The organism is Marinitoga sp. 38H-ov (assembly GCF_011057715.1).
GTDB lineage: Bacteria > Thermotogota > Thermotogae > Petrotogales > Petrotogaceae > Marinitoga.
In genome coordinates, this window is record NZ_LNGH01000023.1 from 129,069 (window position 1) to 149,625 (window position 20,557).

Consider the following 20,557-nt stretch of genomic DNA (forward strand, 5'->3'; position numbering starts at 1 on the left):
AGCAATTTTTTATATTCCTGCAGCAAAATTAATTTTAAAGGAAAAATTATGAAATTTAAATATATTATCTAATTTAGTTGCATTACTTTCTGCTGAAAAATTAACATCTAAAATATGCAAATTCATTCCAAAACCCGTATTTAAAGACCAATAATCAATCTTATTACTTAAGTCTAACCAAAAAGGAATAAATAATAAATTCCCATCAAAATTAATACCCCATGCCAATCCTTTACCTAAGAAATACTGTATATGTGGTGTAGGATTAAATAGCAAATTAAATGTTTTAAAAAATGTTATATTCATTGGCATATCTAAATCAATTTCTGGATATTTTCTACTTAATACATCATCAGATTTTTCTATAACAGGTGTTCCTATATCTGTTATTAATTCTAAATTATCCACAGATAATGAACCTGTTGCTGTTATCGTATAATCATATTTAACTTCCGCTGGTTTTATAACTATATCATTTATTGAAAATCCCCATTTTCCATTTTTATTAATATATCCAACATTAAATTTTAATCCTGAACCTTCAACAAATGTATTTATAATATCTTCTTCCATTGGCATTCCACTATAATCATTAGATATCAATGATTCTAAAGATTTTAATGAACTATACATATTACCGTCTATATTATAATTAACATTCATTTGTGCATTATCAATATCATTGGTGTTTTCAAAATTTATTTTACCTCTTAATAATCCAATTGGGAGGAATCTTGTAAAAGCAAAACCAAAAATTGAATTATTACCTTGCAAAGATATGTAACTACTACTTTCAAAAATTATATTAGAATTTATAACTCCTTCACCTTCTAAATCTACTATCTCACCATTATCTATATTCCCATATGATATTAATTTAATTAAATCATTAGGTAATTCTATTTTGCTATTAGTATTTATTTCAGCTGTTTGAGCAAATGATGCAAACCATATATGCAATTTTCCATATGCCATAACATCTGCATTTAAATGTAACTTTAAATTATTACCATTTAAATTATCATAAATATTGTTAAAATCAATTACTAAACTTTCTTTAAATAAATCACCAAAATTCATAATTGGTTGAATAAATATTAAATTTACATCACCACCTACATCAATAAAATTCCTTGTTCCATAATCCATTAAAGCTGGATTAAATGAATAATTCCAAGGTTTGTTAACATTTGGATTTGCAAATGATATTATTGATAATAAGATTAATATAGATATAATTATTTTTTTCATAATTATTCACCTCTCCCAAAAAGATCTACATTAACATCAGTTACTACTTCAACCCATGCGCTTATACTTATTTCTCCATCAGTTTTAAATGCTTGTATTTCATCTTGTGGAATATATGCTTCAAAATCAATATAATATGGATTATTATTAATTATTTTATCAACATCTGATTTTTCAAATACAATATTTATTTCGTTTTTATTTTCTTCAAGGATTAAGTTCTTTTCAAATAAAGTTGTATCTGCTCTACCTACTACTTTTAATCCTGGTTTTAAACCACTAGTATTATTATATTTTAAATGTAGTATTAATTTACCTTCATTGCCTAAAACTAAATCAATTGGTAAATCAGTTTCATTTGAACCCGGATCTCTTCCTAATATATCTTCTTCACCTTTCATAGCAGTAATATTTATCTTTTTATTAGCTACAAAACTTAGAGGTATTGTCATATCTATCTTAAAATCAAATACAAAATCACTTAAATCATTTAAAGAAACACTAATATTATTTGATTTCATTGACATGTATACATCTTTTCCTTTTAATATTTCTTTTAAGAATTCTGTTATATCTTTTTCTATATTAGTATTATCAAGAATTATTTCTACATTTGTAGATTTTACTGTATCTGTGGTATATGTAGCATACAATGTTATCTTATTATTGTTATCTACTAACCCTGAAGGTATTGTTCCAATTATTTTTGCATTAAATCCATTAATGTCTATATCATTTAATGTTAATGTGGTGTCTTCTGAAATTGGTATTTCAAAGTTTAATGGATCGCTTTCAGGTATAATATCCTGACTAAATGGTTTTATAGATGCATCTAACTCATAATCAAGAGATATTGTTGCAGCCAATGTATATTCGCTACCTAATGAAAGATATTTATTTGAATCTGTAATATTTATTTTTAATATATTATTATCATAATTTACTGGAGATGCTTCGAAATTAAAATTCATTGGATTATCTAAATCTATCGTTTTATTTGCTAAATCTACTTCATGATAATTCTCGCCACTCATTACAAAATTATCGTTTATACTTAATTCCGGAACAGTTATTTTTACATTTACATCAACAGGTAGCTCATTATTCCATTCAATTCTAATATTAGATGTTCCTACAAATGTTATAGAATTCAAAAAGTCTTTAGCTTCTTGTGGAAATTCAACAACTTGAGAATTTACTACCTTTAAATCACTATCTGGAGATATTTCAGCATATTTTATCTTTGGATTAATTAAATTAATATTTGCATTTAATGAACTTCCCAATTCTATTCCAGATACAGATTTTAATCCTATTTTTCCTATACTTACATCTGCAGAAGGGGAACCTAATTCAAGATTTGTTAAATCTATTGTAGCACTTCCTTCTGGAGATACTGTAAATATAGTATTTGTTGAACCATATGTTAATGTTCCATCAAAGCTAACAAATTGAACATCATCAACATTAATTTCTATACTTCCAGAACCAAAAATTACCTTATTTATTGTTTCTGGTATATTTATTGACTGATTTAAATTTGTAGTTATTGTTGCTTCAGAAATTTTTAAATTGTTCAAAGAAGATGAAACTGATAATTGACTTCCAAAATTTAAAGGATTAGAAGAAAAATCTATTATCATTTCACTAATATTTAAAGTTGCATCTTTAGTTCCTGATAATAACTTATTCGTTAAGTCAACGGATAATGTTCCATTATCAATTGATAATGCTATATTTTCATATTCAGTATCTAAGTTACCGATAATATTCGTTATACTTCCTAAATTTAAACTTGAAGATAAACTTCCTGACATAAATTTAACTTCTTCAATATTATCAGGTATATCTATTTTTTGTTCTGTTGTAAGTGCTAACTTAACTTCTTTTACACTTGGTTCTGTCAAATTAATGTTTGCTGTTAAACTTGATGTTTCTAATCCCTTATTTCCAAAATCTAATGAAATATTTTTTACTAAAATTGTTGCATCTTTAGTATTTTCTCCTGTTAATTTTATTCCATCCATATCTAAGACTGCATTATTATTTTCAATTATAAATTGTTTTGTCTTATTTTCTGTACCGTCAAAGTACACAAAATTAGCAACTATTGAACTTACATTAGTATCTGTAATACCTAATGAAATTTTTCCATCTTTTAAAACAACATATTTTATATTATCTGGTAAATCTATATTTTGCGTATTATTAATATCTACTCCCTCTATTTTCTTAATTTTTATCTCTGGCGTTACTGTAATTATTGGAGATTTTGTAAAATCAATATTTGCTTTTGTATTATCATTATTTGCAAATGTCGAATCTATTATGAATTCAAAATTTCCATCTGGAGGTAATTGTTTCCCTGTAAAAGTTAAATCTTTTGAAGAATTGAAAGTATCATTAACAAGCATTATACTTTCAGTTCCATAATTATAAGTTACTGTAGCTTCAAAATCTGTATTTACATTTGTCCATTCGGATGGCAATTGTATATTTACATTAAATGTGCCATCTATGGTAACTGTTGAGAAACTGCTAGTTCCCATATTTGGATCAATATTTTCACTTATACTTTTTGATGTATTAAATTCAATTCCTTCAGCTGCCTTAATTTTTGTTCCTGTTGAAAAGTGTAAATTATTTGCTACCAATTTATAAGAACCATCTCCACTTCCTGATGTTATAGTTGCTATTAATGTTATTGTTGCATTGTTAGAAATATTTTCATCAGCTAATAGGAATGATAACTGACCACTCTGCCCTCCTAATAATGATAAGACAGCTGATTCTATTGTTGAATTATCAGGATTTTCAATTATTCCTTGAACATCAACAGAAGCATTACTTTCATTATTAACAACATCTAATAATAATGACCCTGTTGAAAATACTAATTTTTCATATGTTCCGCCTGAATTTATACTTTGAGAAGTTTCAGTTGAATCGTTATCACTTCCAAAAACAGGTACAGAAAAATTAATTTCAGGCAAACTTACACCTGCAGCTGTAACATCTATTTCACCAATTGTTATATTTGGGGAAACTGAGTTAGGATTAATTTGAGGCACATTTACAGAGATATTTTGAGGGTCAAAATCAAATGAGGGGACATCTACTGTAATTGCTGGTATATCATCAATATTAGGAACATCTACTGTAACGGAATCTATGCTTCCAATATCTGGAACAGAAATGTTTTGACTTACAGATGTACTAAATGCATCAATTTTTTCAAATGATTGACTTAAATCTAAGTTTATTCCTGTAGCGTATTTAATTGTTTGCGTTCCATCTACATCTATAACTTCAGCATCTGGCAATGCACTTTTTATACTTTCTTCAAGATCTATAAAATCATTTAATGCAACAGTTGTTGCTGCAACTGGTACTCCTATTTTAGGTTTTGCCTTAACCTTAACACTTTGAAGACACGAGGATAATGTTAATAATAACAAAATACTAATTCCTATAAAAATAATTTTCTTCATAATACCACCCCTTTTGTAATCTTATATATATTAAATTTATTTTAAAAAAATATTATTACATATTTATTATACCATATTTAATTAAAAATAGATTATTGAAAAAAATTTTATATAATTTTTAGACATTAAATATAACTTTTTGTTCTAAATTCAATTATTTATAATTTTGTTTTTTATATGATATAATCATTTTGATATATTAAAGTGAAGGTGATTATATGAAAACTAAGTTTATAATACCCTTATATATTTTTATATCTCTTTTAACATTCTCATACATTAAATTATATGATGGATGGGAATATAGATGGGAAGATGAAAAAACTTGGCATACATATGAAAATCCTGGAGTTCCTTTAGAAAATAAAAATAAAATGTTATATTTAAGATATAAATTACCAGATATATATCTTGAAAATCCTGCTATTTATTTAACAGGTATTTTCGATAATTCTAGTATGCATATTGAAAATATTGAAATATATAATACTTTTAGCAAAAGTTTTTTTAGTCCTAAAAGTATTTTTAAAATTCCAAATAATTTCCAAAATAAATACTTAATAATTAAAGTTTCTTCTGGAAGAAAAGATGTGGGATTTTTTGGCGAATTCTTATTAGGTAATGAAATGGAATTATTTATTCATCAAATTTTTGTTGAATTGGATAAAATATTACTAATTATTTTCGGGCTTTTTGTATTAATTATTTCTATTACCATTTATATTTATTTTTACATATCTCAAAAAGATTCAAATATCAGGAAAGCAATATTATATCTCGGAATTTTTTCTTTTGGGATTTCCGCCTTTATTTCAGGTCAAACTCAAATTTTTAAATATATATATGACAATAGAGTATTTTGGGCGTATATGATGGATTTTGGCAAATATATTTCACCAATTGGTCTAATGGGATATTTTTTTACAATATTCGACTACTCTACCAAAAAAATACTAAAATCATTAGTTATATTCCATATTTTCTATTTTTTTGCTATAGTAGTTTTTCAGCTTTTAAATGGATTTGAAAAAAATTATTTTGTAATATATGTAGTATATTTATATTTAGCAATGTTATTAGACATAATTATAATGATTTATAACTTACATATAGGAATAAAACAAAAAGACTACAAAGCATACATTTTTTCCGTATCTATTATAGTTGTTTCATTATTTACAATATATGAAATATTGGGAGATTATAGAATTATCAAATGGGAAAGACCCTATGTTCAATGGTCAATTTTCATTTTAATTAATTCTATGATCTTTTTAATATTAAGAAACATAAAAGAATTAAATTTAGAATTATCCGTAAAAAATAGAATACTCGAAGACTGGAATAAAGAGTTAGAAAAATTGGTTAATAAAAAGACAAACAGCATTAAATTATTGTTAGATAGTTCAGGAGAAGGTTTTTTTACTTTTGATAAAAATTATATTATTGGAAATGAATATAGTAAAGAGTGCATTAATATTTTTGGTGAAAATATTGAAGGAAAAAATATATTTGATATACTATTTTTAAAAGAACAAAATTTTATAAAAAGAGTTTTAGATGACTTATTTAACGAAAAAGATAATTTTAAAAAAGAGGTATATTTAACCTTTTTACCTTCAGAAATAAAAATTGATTATCGCTATTATAATATAAATTTTAAATATATAGAAAATGAAGATATTATAATGGTCATTTTAAAAGATATAACTTCTGAAAAAGAACTTGAATTGAAAATACTTAATGAAAAAGATTATATTATGAAAATTTTATCTGTTGTTAAATATTACGATATTTTTGTATATTATATAAAAGAATTTAAAAACATAATTTTAAAAGAAAATTTAAATAATTTTCTTCCTGAAATACATAATTTCAAAGGTATTTTTTCTCAATTTTATCTAAAAAATTTAGTTCAAGAATTACATAATATTGAAAATGATATAATAGAAAATAAGAATATTAATATCAGAAAATTAAGGAATATATTCGAAGAAGAAATAAAAAACATAGAGAATGATTTGGGGCATAAGATTGATGAAGATATTTTAAAAATACCTAAAAATAAAATAAAAGAATTAGAAGATAATTTAATTAAAGTTTTAGGAGATAATAATACTTTAATATTAGAACTAAGAAAATTAAGATTCAAGAGATTAAAAGATTTAATAACCCCATATTTTCCATATATTGAAGATTTAGCAAAAAGACATGAAAAAGTGATTAATCCTCCAAAATTAATAGAAAAAAATATAATATATGTTGATCCACAAAAATACTTTAATTTTATCAAATCATTAATACATATATTCAGGAATGCAATCGTACATGGCATAGAATCACCAGAAATAAGATTAGATTTTAATAAAGATATAAAAGGAAATATTATTACAACATTATATAAAGAAAATAATTTAATTCATGTTATTATAGAAGATGATGGCATAGGAATCGATATAGAAAAAATAAAAAAATTAGCGGACGAAAAAAATATGAAGTATGATAATTTACTAAATGTAATTTTTAATGATAATTTTTCAACAAAAGATAGTATCGATTATACATCTGGAAGAGGCGTTGGGTTGTATTCTGTAAAAAGGGAAATAGAACGTTTAAATGGAAAAATAGAAGTGTATAGTAATTTCGGCAAAGGTACTAAATTTCATATTATAATACCGGAAGTGATAAAATGAAAAAAATCCTTATTGTTGATGATGCACCTTTTATAAGAAATCAGTTAAAAAATATTTTACAACCTTTAAATTTCGATATATATGAAGCTGAAAACGGAAAAGAAGCTATAGAAATATATATAAAAATAAAACCTGATTTAGTAACAATGGACATTTCAATGCCTATAATGGATGGTATAAAAGCTTTAAAGGAAATATTGAATTTTGATTCAAAAGCCAAAGTTATAATGGTTACAGCTTTAGGTCATAAAACAAGCGTATTAGAAGCTATAGAAATAGGTGCATCTTACTATATAGTAAAACCTTTTGATAATAATAAAGTAATAAAAAGTATATTAAAAGTCCTAAACAAATAATTTGTTTAGGACTTTTATTCTCAATATTTATCTATCTCTTCAACTATTTCATATAATTCATTAACAACACTATTTACTAAATTTTCATCTTCTCCTTCAGCCATAATTCTAACCTTATGTTCTGTTCCTGAAGCTCTAACCACAAGTCTAAAATTAGGAAGTTTTGAATATTTTTCTATAGATTTCTTTAATTTTTCATTTTCCATTACAAGCATTTTGTCTTTTACTGAAATATTTTTTAGTATTTGTGGATAATTCGGAATCTCGCTAATCAGTGAATTTATATCCTTATTAAAATAAACCAAGGTTTCTAATGTTTCTAATGCTGTAACAATTCCATCTCCCGTGGTTCCTTTGTCTAAAAATATTATATGACCAGATTGTTCTCCTCCTAATTTAGTATCAGAATCTAACATTTTTTCCAAAACGTATTTATCCCCAACAGCAGTTCTATATAATTTAATATTATGCTTTTCTAAGAATTTTTCAAGTCCCAAATTACTCATTATTGTCGCTATCACTTGGTTGTTCTTTAATCTGTTTTTTTCTTTCATTTTTAAAGCATTTATTGCCATTAATTTATCTCCATCAATTAAGTTTCCTTTCTTATCAACAAATAAACATCTATCTCCATCGCCATCGAATAGTATTCCTAAATCATATCCTTTATTTTTTACAATATTACCTAATACTTCTGGATGAGTTGATCCACACTTTTCATTAATATTTAATCCATTTGGTTCATTGAAATATACATCATATTTAATATCATATGCACCAAATATCTTATCAATTAAAGCTCCTGTTGCACCATTTCCAACATCTACCGCAATCTTATATGGAATTTTGCCTAAATCATATGAAGATACTATATATCCTATGTATTTATCCTTTAAATGAGATGAATTCATTTTACCAATTTCGCCATATGGAACATATTCAGGTTTTTTTTCTAAAATAAGATTTTCTATATCTATTTCATCATCATCTGATATTTTAAATCCTTCAGCTAACACTTTAATCCCATTATAATTTGCTGGATTATGTGATGCTGAAATCATAACCCCAAGCGTTTTTTCACTTTTTGTTAAATATGCCAATGCTGGGGTAGTTATAACCCCACAAAACTCAACATCAAGTCCTGCTGATAATGCACCAGAAGCTAAAGATGCTTCAATCATTTCTCCTGAGTTTCTTGTATCTCTTGCTATTAGCATTTTTTTATATTTCCCAGCATACATTCTCCCTAATGCATTACCTATTTTATATACCAAATCAACTGTTAATTCTTCATTTACTAATCCTCTAATCCCATCTGTCCCGAACAACCTTTTCACAAAAACACCTCCAATATAATTTTCATAATAATTATAACTCAAATTGACAAAAAAATAAAGTTGTAGTATTATATACTTAATAGGAGTGAGGTGATTATAATGGTAACAATTAAAGATATTGCTAAAATAGCTGGTGTAAACCCATCTACTGTTTCTAGAAGTTTAAATGATCACCCTCATATTTCAAATAAAACAAAAGAAAGAATTAAAAAAATAGCTGAAGAGCTAGGTTTTGAGTTTAACGAAGCAGCTAGAACTTTAAACAAAAAAAAGACAAATACCATAGGTGTTATTATACCCCAATTTTTTGATGATATGAGAGGAGAAATATTTTTTGCTAACCTTTTAGGAAAACTAATTAAAGAAGCACAATTGAAAGGCTATCATGTACGAATAGAATATGAAATTGAAAAAAATCAAATAAAAAAATTAATACAAAGCAGAGGTGTTGATGGATTATTGTTACTTAATCCATATATAAAAAAAGAAGATATTGAATTCATTATAGAAAAAGAAATACCATATTTATTTTTGCATTATGTTGCAGAGAATTTCAAAGAAAAAAATTTAAATTATGTTAGAACCAATCAAGAAAAAGGCGGATATATAGCTACAAAATATTTAATTGAAAAAGGGTATAAAAACATTCTAACATTAAGCGGATTAAGTATTAACTCTGAATTTGTAGAAAGAACTAAAGGATACAAAAAGGCATTAGAAGAATTTAATATAAAAAATGAATATATAATTGATACAGATGTTACTTTTGAAGCAGCAAAAAAAGTAATAAAAAAGGAAAAAAATTATTTAAAAAATATTGATGCTATTTTTGCACAAACAGATTTAATGGCATTAGGAGTTATTGAGGCTTTAAATGAGATGAATTTTAGTGTTCCAAAAGATATTCCTGTAATAGGATTTGATAATATTCAATTAGGAACATATTTCAAACCTCGTTTAACAACAATAGAACAGCCTATTTCAAAATTATCAAAAATAGGAGTAAAAAAAATTATTGATCTTATTGATAAAAAAATCAATATAGACCAACTAGAAATAATAATAGATCCAAAATTAATAATTAGAGAATCTGCATAAAGGAGGATAAATATGAGCATAAATAAACTTAAAGAAAGGTATTTATTAATTTCAAAGTATAGTACAGCCGCAGCATTATTACAATGGGATTTTGAAACTCATATGCCCAAAAAAGCTGCTGAAAAAAGAGCTGATGTTATTGGTGAAATTTCAGGTAAAGCTTTTGAAATGTCTGTATCAGATGAAATTGGAAAATTATTAGAAGATTCACAAAAAGAAGAATTAAATGAAATTGAAAAAGCTATCGTTAGAGTAGGTAAAAAAGAATATGATAAATTCAAAAAAATTCCACCAGAGTTATTTAAAGAGTTAAATATTTCAGCTTCAAAAGCTCAAGCTGCTTGGGAAGAAGCAAAAACTAAAAATGATTTCAATATTTTCAAACCTCATTTAGAAAAAGTTGTTGAATTAACTAAAAAAGTTGCTGATCATTTAGGATATGAAGAAAATAGATATGACGCTCTTTTAGATTTGTATGAACCCGGCTTAAAAACATCTGAATTAAAAAAGGTTATTGAACCATTAAGAGAGTTTTTAGTTAATTATTTAAAAAAATTAGATACTGGTAAAAAACCTGATAATTCAATTCTAAAGAAACATTTTCCTGTTGAAAAACAAAAAGAACTATCTTTAAGAGCTTTAAAATTAATGAAATATGACTTTGATGCTGGTAGAATGGACATTTCCATGCATCCATTTACAACGACAATTGGTCCAAATGATGTTAGAATTACAACAAGATATAATGAACATGATTTAAATGATTCACTATATAGTACAATACACGAAGGTGGTCATGCACTATATGAACAAGGAATACCAGAGGAATTCGCTGGATTACCTATTGGAGATGGCGCATCTATGGCCATTCACGAAAGCCAATCTAGATTTTGGGAAAATATAATTGGTAGAAGTTTGGAATTCTGGAATTATTTCTTTAATGATCTAATAGATGTATTTCCAGAATTCAAAGAAAATACTCCAGAAGAAATTTTTAAAGCTGTTAATTTTGTTGAAAGATCATTTATTAGAACAGAAGCTGATGAAGTAACATATAATCTACATATTATGTTGAGATTTGAAATTGAAGAAGCTTTAATAAATGATAGAATTAAGGTTGAAGATTTACCAAAAATTTGGAATGAAAAGATGAAAGATTATTTAGGAGTAGTTCCTGAGAAAGATAGCGAAGGAGTTTTACAAGATGTACACTGGGCACATGGATCTTTTGGTTATTTCCCATCTTATATGTTAGGAAATTTATATTCCGCTCAATTTTATTATACAATGAGAAAAGATATTCCTGATTTAGATAAACAAATATCTGAAGGTAATTTCGAATCAGCATTAAATTGGTTACGCGATAAAATTCATTCAAAAGGTAGCATGTATGAACCAGGAGAATTGGTAAAGATGATTACAGGTGAATCATTAAATCCTAAATATTTTATAGATTATATTGAAAATAAATTTAATAAAGTATATGGATTATAGGGGTTACCCCCTATAATTCATATATTCAATATTCAAATATATTTAATATTCAAAGTCCATATTTTTTACTGTAATTCCTTCGATTTTTGTCAATTTTTCTTCTAAATCCTTCCATAAATTTTGGTCTCCAGCTAATTCTAAAAGAATTAACCCCCTATCGCTACAATCATTATCAAATGCATCATGTAAACCAAGTCGTGTTTTTATAACGCATCCAAATCCCGTTAACAATCTTTGAACTTCTCCTGCTTCTTTTTTTCTGTCATGAATAAAAATACCCAATACTCTAATCTTTCCCATAATTTCACCCCCTGAGTAAAGATAATATCTTTTTTGTTTCGCTTGATAAATCTAAATCTTCAATTACATTTATTGGCCTATTTAATATTATATTTTCTGCAGTTTTTTTACCAATACCATCAATAGCTATTAACTCATCAATTGAAGCTTTATTAATATCAAAAGGATATTTTAATGCCGTTAAAGATCTTGAACCATGAGAAATTACAACACAATCAATTTTATTTAATTTATTAAAATTCCCTATTATTCCAGTTTTAATAGGGTACGTTCCTAATTGCCTCCCAAAAGAGATTTTACCTTTAATTTCTTCAATTATTACATCTTTTAATTTAGTTCCTATTGGAAATACACGTTTTATCATCTCATTATTATAATCTTCCATATATTCTTTAAATTTTATAAACTCTTTTTTATGTTGCTTAATTTTTTCATTATATAATTGTGTTCCCGGAAAAGACATTGCTTGTCGTACATTTATTCTTCTTACTAATAATCCTTCTTGTAAAATTCTTTCTAAATATCTTTTGTTTATTTCAAAGGTCTCTTTTGTTTCACCAATTAAACCATATAATAGATTCATACCCGGAAGTAATTTAGGCACTCCATTCTCATCTCTAATGCTTCCAATCTCATTAACTATTCTAATTGCCTCTAAAGAGTCTTCAGGCAAAATGTCAACCCTATTTTTTTTAACTACATTTTCATCAAATGATTCTATTCCAAAAGACAATATATCTCCTGCGGTGTTGTATTTTACTATGATTTCTAATAATTTTCTTATTTTATTTTTATATTTCACAATATAAGCTGGATTCCCATTATCTGTATGAATAACATTTGATATTTTTGACATTTCTTGGTATAGTTCTTTAAATAATTCTATGTTTGGTTCATTATTAGTTTTTAAAGAACCATATGCCAAGAAATTTGCTGCTCTACCAAATCTGAAATTCTTTACTCCTACATTAGAAATTGCCTTAGCCTCTTCAATTAAATCTTTTAAAGGTCTTTCCCTATATTTCCCATTAATTAAAGGTTCTGTACAAAATGAACAAAAACCATTTGTCCTCTCACAACCTCGAGATACATCCATTTCAACAATAATATCTGGATATCTAGGATGTTTTTTCAATATTTCAGCACCCAAAGGAGCTATTTTTGATATTAATTCATAATTTGATCTTCCATTTAAATCAAAATCATCTGAAATTGGATATTCAAATAAAAATTTTTCTATATCTCCATTTACTAAATAATCTATTTCATTAGATTCAACTTTTATTGCAGATTTTCCACCTTTTAATGTATAACCCTTTACTATTGGACCACCTAAAACTCTTAATGGTTCCTTATTTAATGAAAACAATTTATTTATTTCAGTTAAGGAAATTGGAGTTCCACCTAAATAATGTCCAGGAACAGTAACTCCTCCTATTATTATTAAATATTCATAATGATTAAAAGACTGCCACATATTATTTTCTCTAACCTGATCAATTGTGAAATAATCCACATCAATTCCATGATAATATAATGCTCCTGCTGCATATCTTATGTATGGAGAAACATATGGCGGAACACCTAAAATTGCAGGTTCATCTACATAACCATCTATAATTACAGCTTTCATAATAATCTCCTTTCATACTATATAATATATTATATCATATGTTATAATTTTATATGTTGATTTTTAATATGATTTTTTGGGGGTGCATAAATGTATTTATTAAAAAGATTATTTGTAAAGTTTTTTCTTGTTTTGTTTTTTTTAATATCTATTAATTCTTTTTCACAAATTATATATAATATTTCTGATGATTCTTATGTAGAAAACACTAAATACTTTAAATTTGTTTTTGAAAAGGATTTAAGGTTTTATGTTAATGAATTAAAATATACTGCAGATAAATTATATGAGGATTATTCTAAATTCTATGATACTATTCCTGGAACAATTACAGTTTATATTTTCGATGATGTGGATTACGTTAACTCATTTGCTATTCCTCCACTAAATGTAATAAGATTATATATTAATCCACCATATGCTAAACAAGGGCTTTCTAATCATGTTGAAGATTGGATTAGTTTTGTTTTCTCTCATGAATTGAACCATATTTTCTATGGTAACACTTTAAACAATTTTGTTTCATGGATTCCAAATGAATACATAAAAAAAGTTTTAATGATGAATTGGAATCCAAGTTATTTACATGAAGGATTATCTATATATATGGAAAGTAAATATTATAATGGAAGATTTAATAATGACATATTTAATATGTATTTAAAAGCAGAAATTTTAAGTAAATATTACCCTAGATATTCATTAGAAATGGGAAAAGACATTTGGTCTCCTGCAGGTTTTAATTATATGTATGGCGCTATATTAACAAAAGAAATATCTGAAAAATACGGTGAAGAGATTTTAAAAAAAATTATAAAAGATATAAATTCACATTTATTTTTCAGTACAATAAGCAGTTCATTTGAAAGAATAACCAATGAAAAATGGAATGATTTTTTATTATACATTAAAATAAAATATAAAAATCAATATTTAAAAGAATATGAAGATTACCAAGCTATATATGATACTAGCAACTTTACATCAAATTTAAAAACAGATGGAAAATATTTATATTATTATAATGATTCACCATCAAAAATAAAAGGAGTGTATAAAAATAATGAATTAATATTACCTGGTATATCTAAATTCGATGTATCAAATGATGGTAAAATAATTTATTTAATATCTAATCAAAATACTAATACTTTATATTTAAAATGCAATTGTCCAATATCCGATACTGTAATTGATAATAGGGTAATTAATTTTGCTTTTGTTGGAAATGATAAAATTGTATATTCAAAGATAAATAATGGTTTAACTGCAATATTTTTAAAAAATATAAACAATGGAAATATAGAAAAATTAATTGATTATGGAAAATACACAATAAATGATTTTTATTATTACAATAATAAGATATTTTTTTCTGGAACATTAAATAATCAAAATGATATATATTATATTGATTTAAATAGTAAGGAATTAATTCAATTAACTAATGATAAATATATTGAATTAAATCTTTTTATAAAAAACAATAATATATATTACTCATCAAATTATGAAGATAATATTTTTAATATATATTCATTAAACTTAAGTTCTAATTTAGTAAAAAAATTAACCAATCATATCTTTGGAACATTTTATCCTATTATACTAAATAATGAATTATATTTCCTATATTATGACTCAAATGGATATCATTTATCTAAAACTGATATTGTCGCTAGATCAGAAGAATATTTAAAAATATATAATTCTAAAATATCTATAAAAAATATTAAAAAGGATAATTCTGATTCTCCAAAATATTTTGAACCTCTAAAATACAATTTCTTAATTCCATACAGTGAAGATAATGAGATTGGAGCAATATTTTTGTCTTTAAGTGAAGGGTTAAATTACGGATTGGGGATAGGAGTATTATCAAACTTAAAACCTATATTTGGGTATTATTTAGATTATATGGGTATTCAAAATTATTCTATTTTTAAATTTGATAATAATAAATTATATACTAATTTTAATTTTTCTAAAAATTTTGAATTTTACCTAAAGAATAAAAATTATTTTGGAATAGAGGGAAATATAAAACTCGAAAATTTAAACTTTGTAAATAAAGATCTAAAAATACATTTAATGAAAAATCCATATGAAATAAATGATCAGAATTATTATGAAAATAATTTAATTATAGGATTTATAAATAATTACTATTATATTCAATACTCAAAAGCTTTTGATTTGTATTCGGTAAAAAATGAACCTTATATATATTATGATACAAATGGCAATTTAATCCCTGGAATTAATATATCGAAAAAAATATGGTATCCGTATTATTCGATTTTAGATGGAAAATACGGTTTTGATGGAATTAAAGCAAATATTGATTATAATTATAATTTAAAAACAAAAAAGTCAAAAATGAGTTTTTCTTTAAATTTTGATTTAACAGCATTTTATTGGATAAATTTTTCTATACCTATTACTAATGAATATAAATAATAAATAAATGCTGCCAAATGGCAGCATTTATTTATTATTTATTATACTGGATATATACTTTCATCTTCAGTAAACTCTTTATTTTCTTCAACCAATCCAAAGTCAACTTGTATTTCTTTTTCATATTTTTTCTTTAAATAATTCTTACCAACTTCTCCAAATAAAATATAAGTTAATAAATCTTCATCATTTTCAGCTAAAACCCCTATTTCTTCTTTTGCTTTTTCTACTTCCGGTTCCAATAAATCTGCTGGTCTACATGTAATAGGTTTTTCATTTCCTAATGCTTTCTTTAATAATTCTTCATCAACTGGAGCAGGAGATTTTCCATACATACCTTTTAAATAATTTTTTACTTCTTTCGTTATAGCTTTATATCTTTCTTTATACATTACATTTAAAACAGCTTGAACTCCAACAATTTGACTAGTAGGTGTAACTAGTGGTGGATAACCTAAATCTTTTCTAACTCTTGGTACTTCTTTTAAAACTTCATCTAATAGATGAAGCATTTTTTGATTTTTTAATTGAGAAACTAGATTAGAAAACATTCCACCTGGTATTTGTGCCTTTAAAATCCTATAATCGATAGAAATCATTTTCATATCATTTTCTTTGTGATTTTCTCTAACTTTCCAGAAATAATCAGATAATTCATACAATAATTCTGAGTTCAACGGTTCTCCTAATGCAAAATTAAACGGTTCTACAGCAGGTTGAGAACTAGCTTCGGCAAAAGGGCTAAGAGCAGTATCAATATAATCTATCCCCGCATCTATTGCTGCTTGATATGCTATTGATGCCATACCAGCTGTATTATGGGAATGTAATTCTATTGGAATATTAAAGTTCTTTTTTAATTCTTTCACTAATTCATATGACATTTTTGGAGTTAATAAACCCGCCATGTCTTTTATTACAATTGAATCTACACCTTTTTCTACTAATTCTTTTGCATAATTTAAATAAAATTCTAAATTATGTACAGGACTTATTGTATAAGATATAGCTCCTTGAACATGAATATTCCTTTTTTTAGCAACTTCTATACTCTTTTCTAAATTTCTTATATCATTTAATGCATCAAATACTCTAATAATATCCATGCCATAATCTGCTGTTTTATTGACAAAAAGTTCTACTACATCATCTGCATAATTTCTGTACCCTAATAAATTTTGACCTCTTAACAACATTTGTATTTGTGTGTTTTTTAACTTATCTTTTAATATTTTTAATCTTTCCCATGGATTTTCATCTAAATATCTTATACAAGAGTCGTATGTGGCTCCACCCCACACTTCCATAGAATGAAAACCTATTTTATCAAATTTATCTAAAACTGGTTCAAATTCAGAAGTTTTCATCCTAGTTGCAATTATTGATTGTTGCCCATCTCTTAAAGTGGTATCAACAAATTTTGTCATTTTTTCCACCTCCATCATAATAATTAAAACATTCTTATTTTAAAAATCAGTTAAGTTTTGATTTTAAAAAGAAGATTAGGATATAAATCTTTAAGACAGAAAAATAAAATAGAATTATACTTTTTTAATAATAATTTTTTAGGAGTATAAGAATATGTTTTTTCAAAATATTTTAAAAGAAAATAAAAAAATTTTAGAGAAATATGGAAGAATTATAAATATAAAAAGAAATGATATATTGCATTCTCCAAATGAAGAATTAAGGCAAGTTAGTATTATTATAAAAGGAAAATTGAAAGTTGTAAAGTATACACCTGATGGCTATGAACAAGTATTAAAATATTTAAATGAAAATGAAAGCTTTGGCGAGGGTCTTATTTTTTCTGGAGAGAATTATCCTTCATATATAGTATCAGAAGAAGATGCAAGTGTCTTAGAAATATCTAGAGAAGGAGTTTTAAAGTTATTTAGAGAGAACGAAAATTTTCTAGTTTTATATTTAAATGAAATATCAAAAAAATTATTGAACTTATCAAATATTGTAGATATTTTAATTATAAAATCCGTAAAAGAAAGAATTATAAAATATCTTTCTTTATTATACAAACAGCAAAAATCAGAAACAATTTATTTTAAATCAAAGCAAAAAATAGCAAATGATATTGGCAGTGTAAGAGAAGTTGTTTCGAGAAAAATTAGTGAATTAGAAAAAGAAGGGATAATAAAAATATTAGACAAAAATCATATAAAAATAGTAGATAAGAGTTTTTTTGAGTAATACCGTGATTAAAGTCACGGTATTATTTTTTTTTATTTATTATAATAATGACAACTTAAAAAATGGAGGTAGATAAAATGAATACAGTTATTCTTATAATTATTGCGGTAGTATTTTTAGTATGGTCATTTTTTAAAAGTAAGGAAAAAACAAAAGAAAGTTTAATTTTGTCTAAGAATTTGTTTGTAAAAACATTTATAGAAATTATAGGTGTTATGGCATTAGTTGGGTTAGTTCTTGCGGTTTTACCTCCTGAATTGATAAAACAATTACTGGGCAACTCAAATGAATTTTTAAGTACAATTTACGGAGCGATAATAGGTGCATTAACTATTATTCCTGCATTTATAGCATTTCCTTTATCAAAATCACTTTATCAAAGTGGTGCCAACTTAACAGCAATAGCAGCATTTATCACTACTTTAACTATGGTTGGATTTGCGACTATGCCAATAGAAATCAAATATTTCGGAAAGAAATTTACATTACATAGATTGTGGATAAGTTTTGTGGCTGCAATTTTAATAGCATCTGGAATGGCGGTGATATTATGAATAAAATTATAAAAGATAACAGATTGATATCTATAAGTGTAGTATTATATGCAATAGCTTTTTTTGTAAAACCAGATATATTTTTTAGAGGATTAGAAATGACAAAAGGTTTTTTAATAGAAATGATTGAAGTTATGCCACCTATATTGATAATATCCTCACTAATTACAGTATGGGTACCATCTGAAGTAATAATGAAAAACTTTGGGAAAGAATCTGGTATAAAAGGAAAATTTTTATCAATTTTTACAGGAGCTGTTTCCGCAGGTCCGATATATGCAGCTTTCCCGGTAGCTCAAGCATTATTTTTAAAAGGAGCTAGTATCGCAAATTTAGTTATAATAATTAGTTCTTGGGCAGTAGTAAAGGTTGTTATGTTTATGGTGGAATCTAGTTTCTTAGGATTATCCTTTGCCATTACTCGATATGCATTAACAATTCCAGCAATTTTAATTATGGGGTATATAATGGAAAAATTAGTGACAAGAGAAGATATAATTGATGAAATAGAAGATAAAGAAATAGTATATGAAAAAAAGATTTTAAGAGATTTGCCAAATATGAATTGCGGAGCATGTGGATATCCTAATTGTAGAGCATTTTCTGATGCAGTGATTAAGGGTGAAGCCACTATTGATGATTGTATGATTATAAATAAAACTAAAAAGTATGCATAATAATTTTCCCCTATATTTCTAAATTTAACTTTATATATAGATCAATAAGGAAATACATTAGTTATTATGGAAATATATCACAGAGAAATATAGGGGTGAGAACATGAAAATTAATAATTATTACATTCAACATGATCCAAAAAACTTATATTTACAATCAAAATTAAGAAAATTATTATATAATGCAATAAATAGTAAAGATAATAACCTGTTATATAAGATTGGGAATATTGATAAGTTAATAAAATCGGGAAATATAGAAGAAGCTGAAATAGAACTGAGAAATATTGAAAAAATAAATAAAAGCAGCTCTATTTCTTTAAATAATAAATTATCTGTAGATAATAAATTTTTAGATAATAAATTATATGATTCAAAAGGTAATATAAAAGAAGGTTATTTTAATAAATCAATTGAATTCAAAGGATAGGAGCTGTTAAATTGTTTAGAGAAATGAGAAGAAAAGATAGATTATTAGATGAAAAAGAAACTATAAATATATTATTATCTTGTAGTTATGGTGTTCTAGCTTGCATTGGAGACAATGATTATGCTTATGCTGTTCCATTGAATTATGTATATTATAATAATAAAATATATTTCCATTCAGCAAAAGAAGGCAATAAAATAGATTCTATTAAGAAAAATAATAAAGTATCATTTTCTGTTGTAGAAAAAGAAGTTGTTTTAAGTGAAAAATATTCTACATATTTTAGAAGTGCTATAGTGTTCGGAAAAGCTCGAATTGTTTCAGGAAATGAAAAAATTGAAGCATTTAGAGCTTTAGTTGAAAAATACTCTTCCGAAAGACCACAAGATGAAAAGGAAAAAATGATAAACAATTGTACAAATTCCCATATTGTGGCTATTGATATTGAATATATTTCTGGAAAAGAATCCTTTCAAAACAAATAAGGCATACTTTGCCTTATTTGTTTTTTCACAATATTTTTTTAAAAAAGTCAAAAGTTGATGTTATACTAAAAATGATTTTATTTTAAAGAGGTG

General features: G+C 25.2%; 16 protein-coding genes. 10 read left to right on the forward strand and 6 right to left on the reverse strand.

Going from position 1 to position 20,557, the window contains the following annotated elements; genetic code table 11:
* Positions 1 to 9: 9 nt before the first annotated feature.
* Together AS160_RS07840 and AS160_RS07845 are read right to left on the reverse strand one after the other, a co-directional pair.
* A complete protein-coding gene (locus tag AS160_RS07840; protein WP_165147363.1) occupies positions 10 to 1,251 on the reverse strand; it encodes a hypothetical protein in 1,242 nt (413 codons plus the stop codon).
* A 2-nt stretch (positions 1,252 to 1,253) separates the two neighbouring features.
* Entirely contained in the window at positions 1,254 to 4,742 is a 3,489-nt protein-coding gene (locus AS160_RS07845) for a hypothetical protein (protein ID WP_165147365.1), read from the reverse strand.
* Between the two features lie 218 nt (positions 4,743 to 4,960).
* Between AS160_RS07845 and AS160_RS07850 the strand changes: the two genes are divergently transcribed.
* Positions 4,961 to 7,435: an ATP-binding protein gene (locus AS160_RS07850; RefSeq protein ID WP_165147367.1), complete on the forward strand. Its 2,475-nt coding sequence runs from the start codon at positions 4,961 to 4,963 to the stop codon at positions 7,433 to 7,435.
* A complete protein-coding gene (locus AS160_RS07855) occupies positions 7,432 to 7,791 on the forward strand; it encodes a response regulator (protein WP_165147369.1) in 360 nt (119 codons plus the stop codon). The genes AS160_RS07850 and AS160_RS07855 overlap by 4 nt, the downstream gene beginning before the upstream one ends.
* A gap of 20 nt (positions 7,792 to 7,811) precedes the next feature.
* Here AS160_RS07855 and glmM read toward each other — a convergent pair whose 3' ends face one another.
* Positions 7,812 to 9,128 (reverse strand): phosphoglucosamine mutase, encoded by a 1,317-nt coding sequence (gene glmM / locus AS160_RS07860; RefSeq protein ID WP_165147371.1) that lies wholly within the window; start codon positions 9,126 to 9,128, stop codon positions 7,812 to 7,814.
* 99 nt (positions 9,129 to 9,227) lie between these two features.
* On the opposite strand from glmM, the gene AS160_RS07865 reads away from it, so the two are divergent.
* Entirely contained in the window at positions 9,228 to 10,226 is a 999-nt protein-coding gene (locus AS160_RS07865) for a LacI family DNA-binding transcriptional regulator (RefSeq protein ID WP_165147373.1), read from the forward strand.
* A 12-nt stretch (positions 10,227 to 10,238) separates the two neighbouring features.
* Positions 10,239 to 11,720, forward strand: coding sequence for a carboxypeptidase M32 (locus AS160_RS07870; protein ID WP_165147375.1), 1,482 nt, complete (start codon positions 10,239 to 10,241; stop codon positions 11,718 to 11,720).
* 42 nt (positions 11,721 to 11,762) lie between these two features.
* Here the strand turns inward: AS160_RS07870 and AS160_RS07875 are convergent, their stop codons facing one another.
* Together AS160_RS07875 and AS160_RS07880 are read right to left on the reverse strand one after the other, a co-directional pair.
* Positions 11,763 to 12,020 carry a hypothetical protein gene (locus AS160_RS07875; protein WP_165147377.1) on the reverse strand — a complete coding sequence of 86 codons (258 nt, stop codon included), beginning with the start codon at positions 12,018 to 12,020 and terminating at the stop codon, positions 11,763 to 11,765.
* Between the two features lie 4 nt (positions 12,021 to 12,024).
* Positions 12,025 to 13,653 (reverse strand): radical SAM protein, encoded by a 1,629-nt coding sequence (locus AS160_RS07880; protein ID WP_165147379.1) that lies wholly within the window; start codon positions 13,651 to 13,653, stop codon positions 12,025 to 12,027.
* A gap of 90 nt (positions 13,654 to 13,743) precedes the next feature.
* Between AS160_RS07880 and AS160_RS07885 the strand changes: the two genes are divergently transcribed.
* Positions 13,744 to 16,113: a hypothetical protein gene (locus AS160_RS07885; RefSeq protein WP_165147382.1), complete on the forward strand. Its 2,370-nt coding sequence runs from the start codon at positions 13,744 to 13,746 to the stop codon at positions 16,111 to 16,113.
* Positions 16,114 to 16,154: 41 nt separating this feature from the next.
* Here AS160_RS07885 and AS160_RS07890 read toward each other — a convergent pair whose 3' ends face one another.
* On the reverse strand, positions 16,155 to 17,540 hold the full coding sequence (locus tag AS160_RS07890; protein ID WP_165147385.1) for a pyruvate carboxylase subunit B: 1,386 nt from the start codon (positions 17,538 to 17,540) through the stop codon (positions 16,155 to 16,157).
* A 154-nt stretch (positions 17,541 to 17,694) separates the two neighbouring features.
* Between AS160_RS07890 and AS160_RS07895 the strand changes: the two genes are divergently transcribed.
* The 5 genes from AS160_RS07895 (at position 17,695) to AS160_RS07915 (ending at position 20,464) form a co-directional block, all read left to right on the forward strand.
* Positions 17,695 to 18,318 (forward strand): Crp/Fnr family transcriptional regulator, encoded by a 624-nt coding sequence (locus AS160_RS07895; protein ID WP_165147388.1) that lies wholly within the window; start codon positions 17,695 to 17,697, stop codon positions 18,316 to 18,318.
* Between the two features lie 77 nt (positions 18,319 to 18,395).
* The gene (locus tag AS160_RS07900; protein ID WP_165147391.1) at positions 18,396 to 18,872 is read left to right on the forward strand and encodes a permease; all 477 of its coding nucleotides are present in this window, start codon (positions 18,396 to 18,398) and stop codon (positions 18,870 to 18,872) included.
* Positions 18,869 to 19,549 (forward strand): permease, encoded by a 681-nt coding sequence (locus AS160_RS07905; RefSeq protein ID WP_165147394.1) that lies wholly within the window; start codon positions 18,869 to 18,871, stop codon positions 19,547 to 19,549. Before AS160_RS07900 ends, AS160_RS07905 begins: the two co-directional genes overlap by 4 nt.
* Before the next feature lie 103 nt (positions 19,550 to 19,652).
* Positions 19,653 to 19,979: a hypothetical protein gene (locus tag AS160_RS07910; RefSeq protein ID WP_165147397.1), complete on the forward strand. Its 327-nt coding sequence runs from the start codon at positions 19,653 to 19,655 to the stop codon at positions 19,977 to 19,979.
* 11 nt (positions 19,980 to 19,990) lie between these two features.
* Complete coding sequence (locus tag AS160_RS07915; protein WP_165147400.1) at positions 19,991 to 20,464, forward strand: pyridoxamine 5'-phosphate oxidase family protein; 474 nt, start codon at positions 19,991 to 19,993, stop codon at positions 20,462 to 20,464.
* The last annotated feature ends 93 nt before the right edge of the window (positions 20,465 to 20,557 follow it).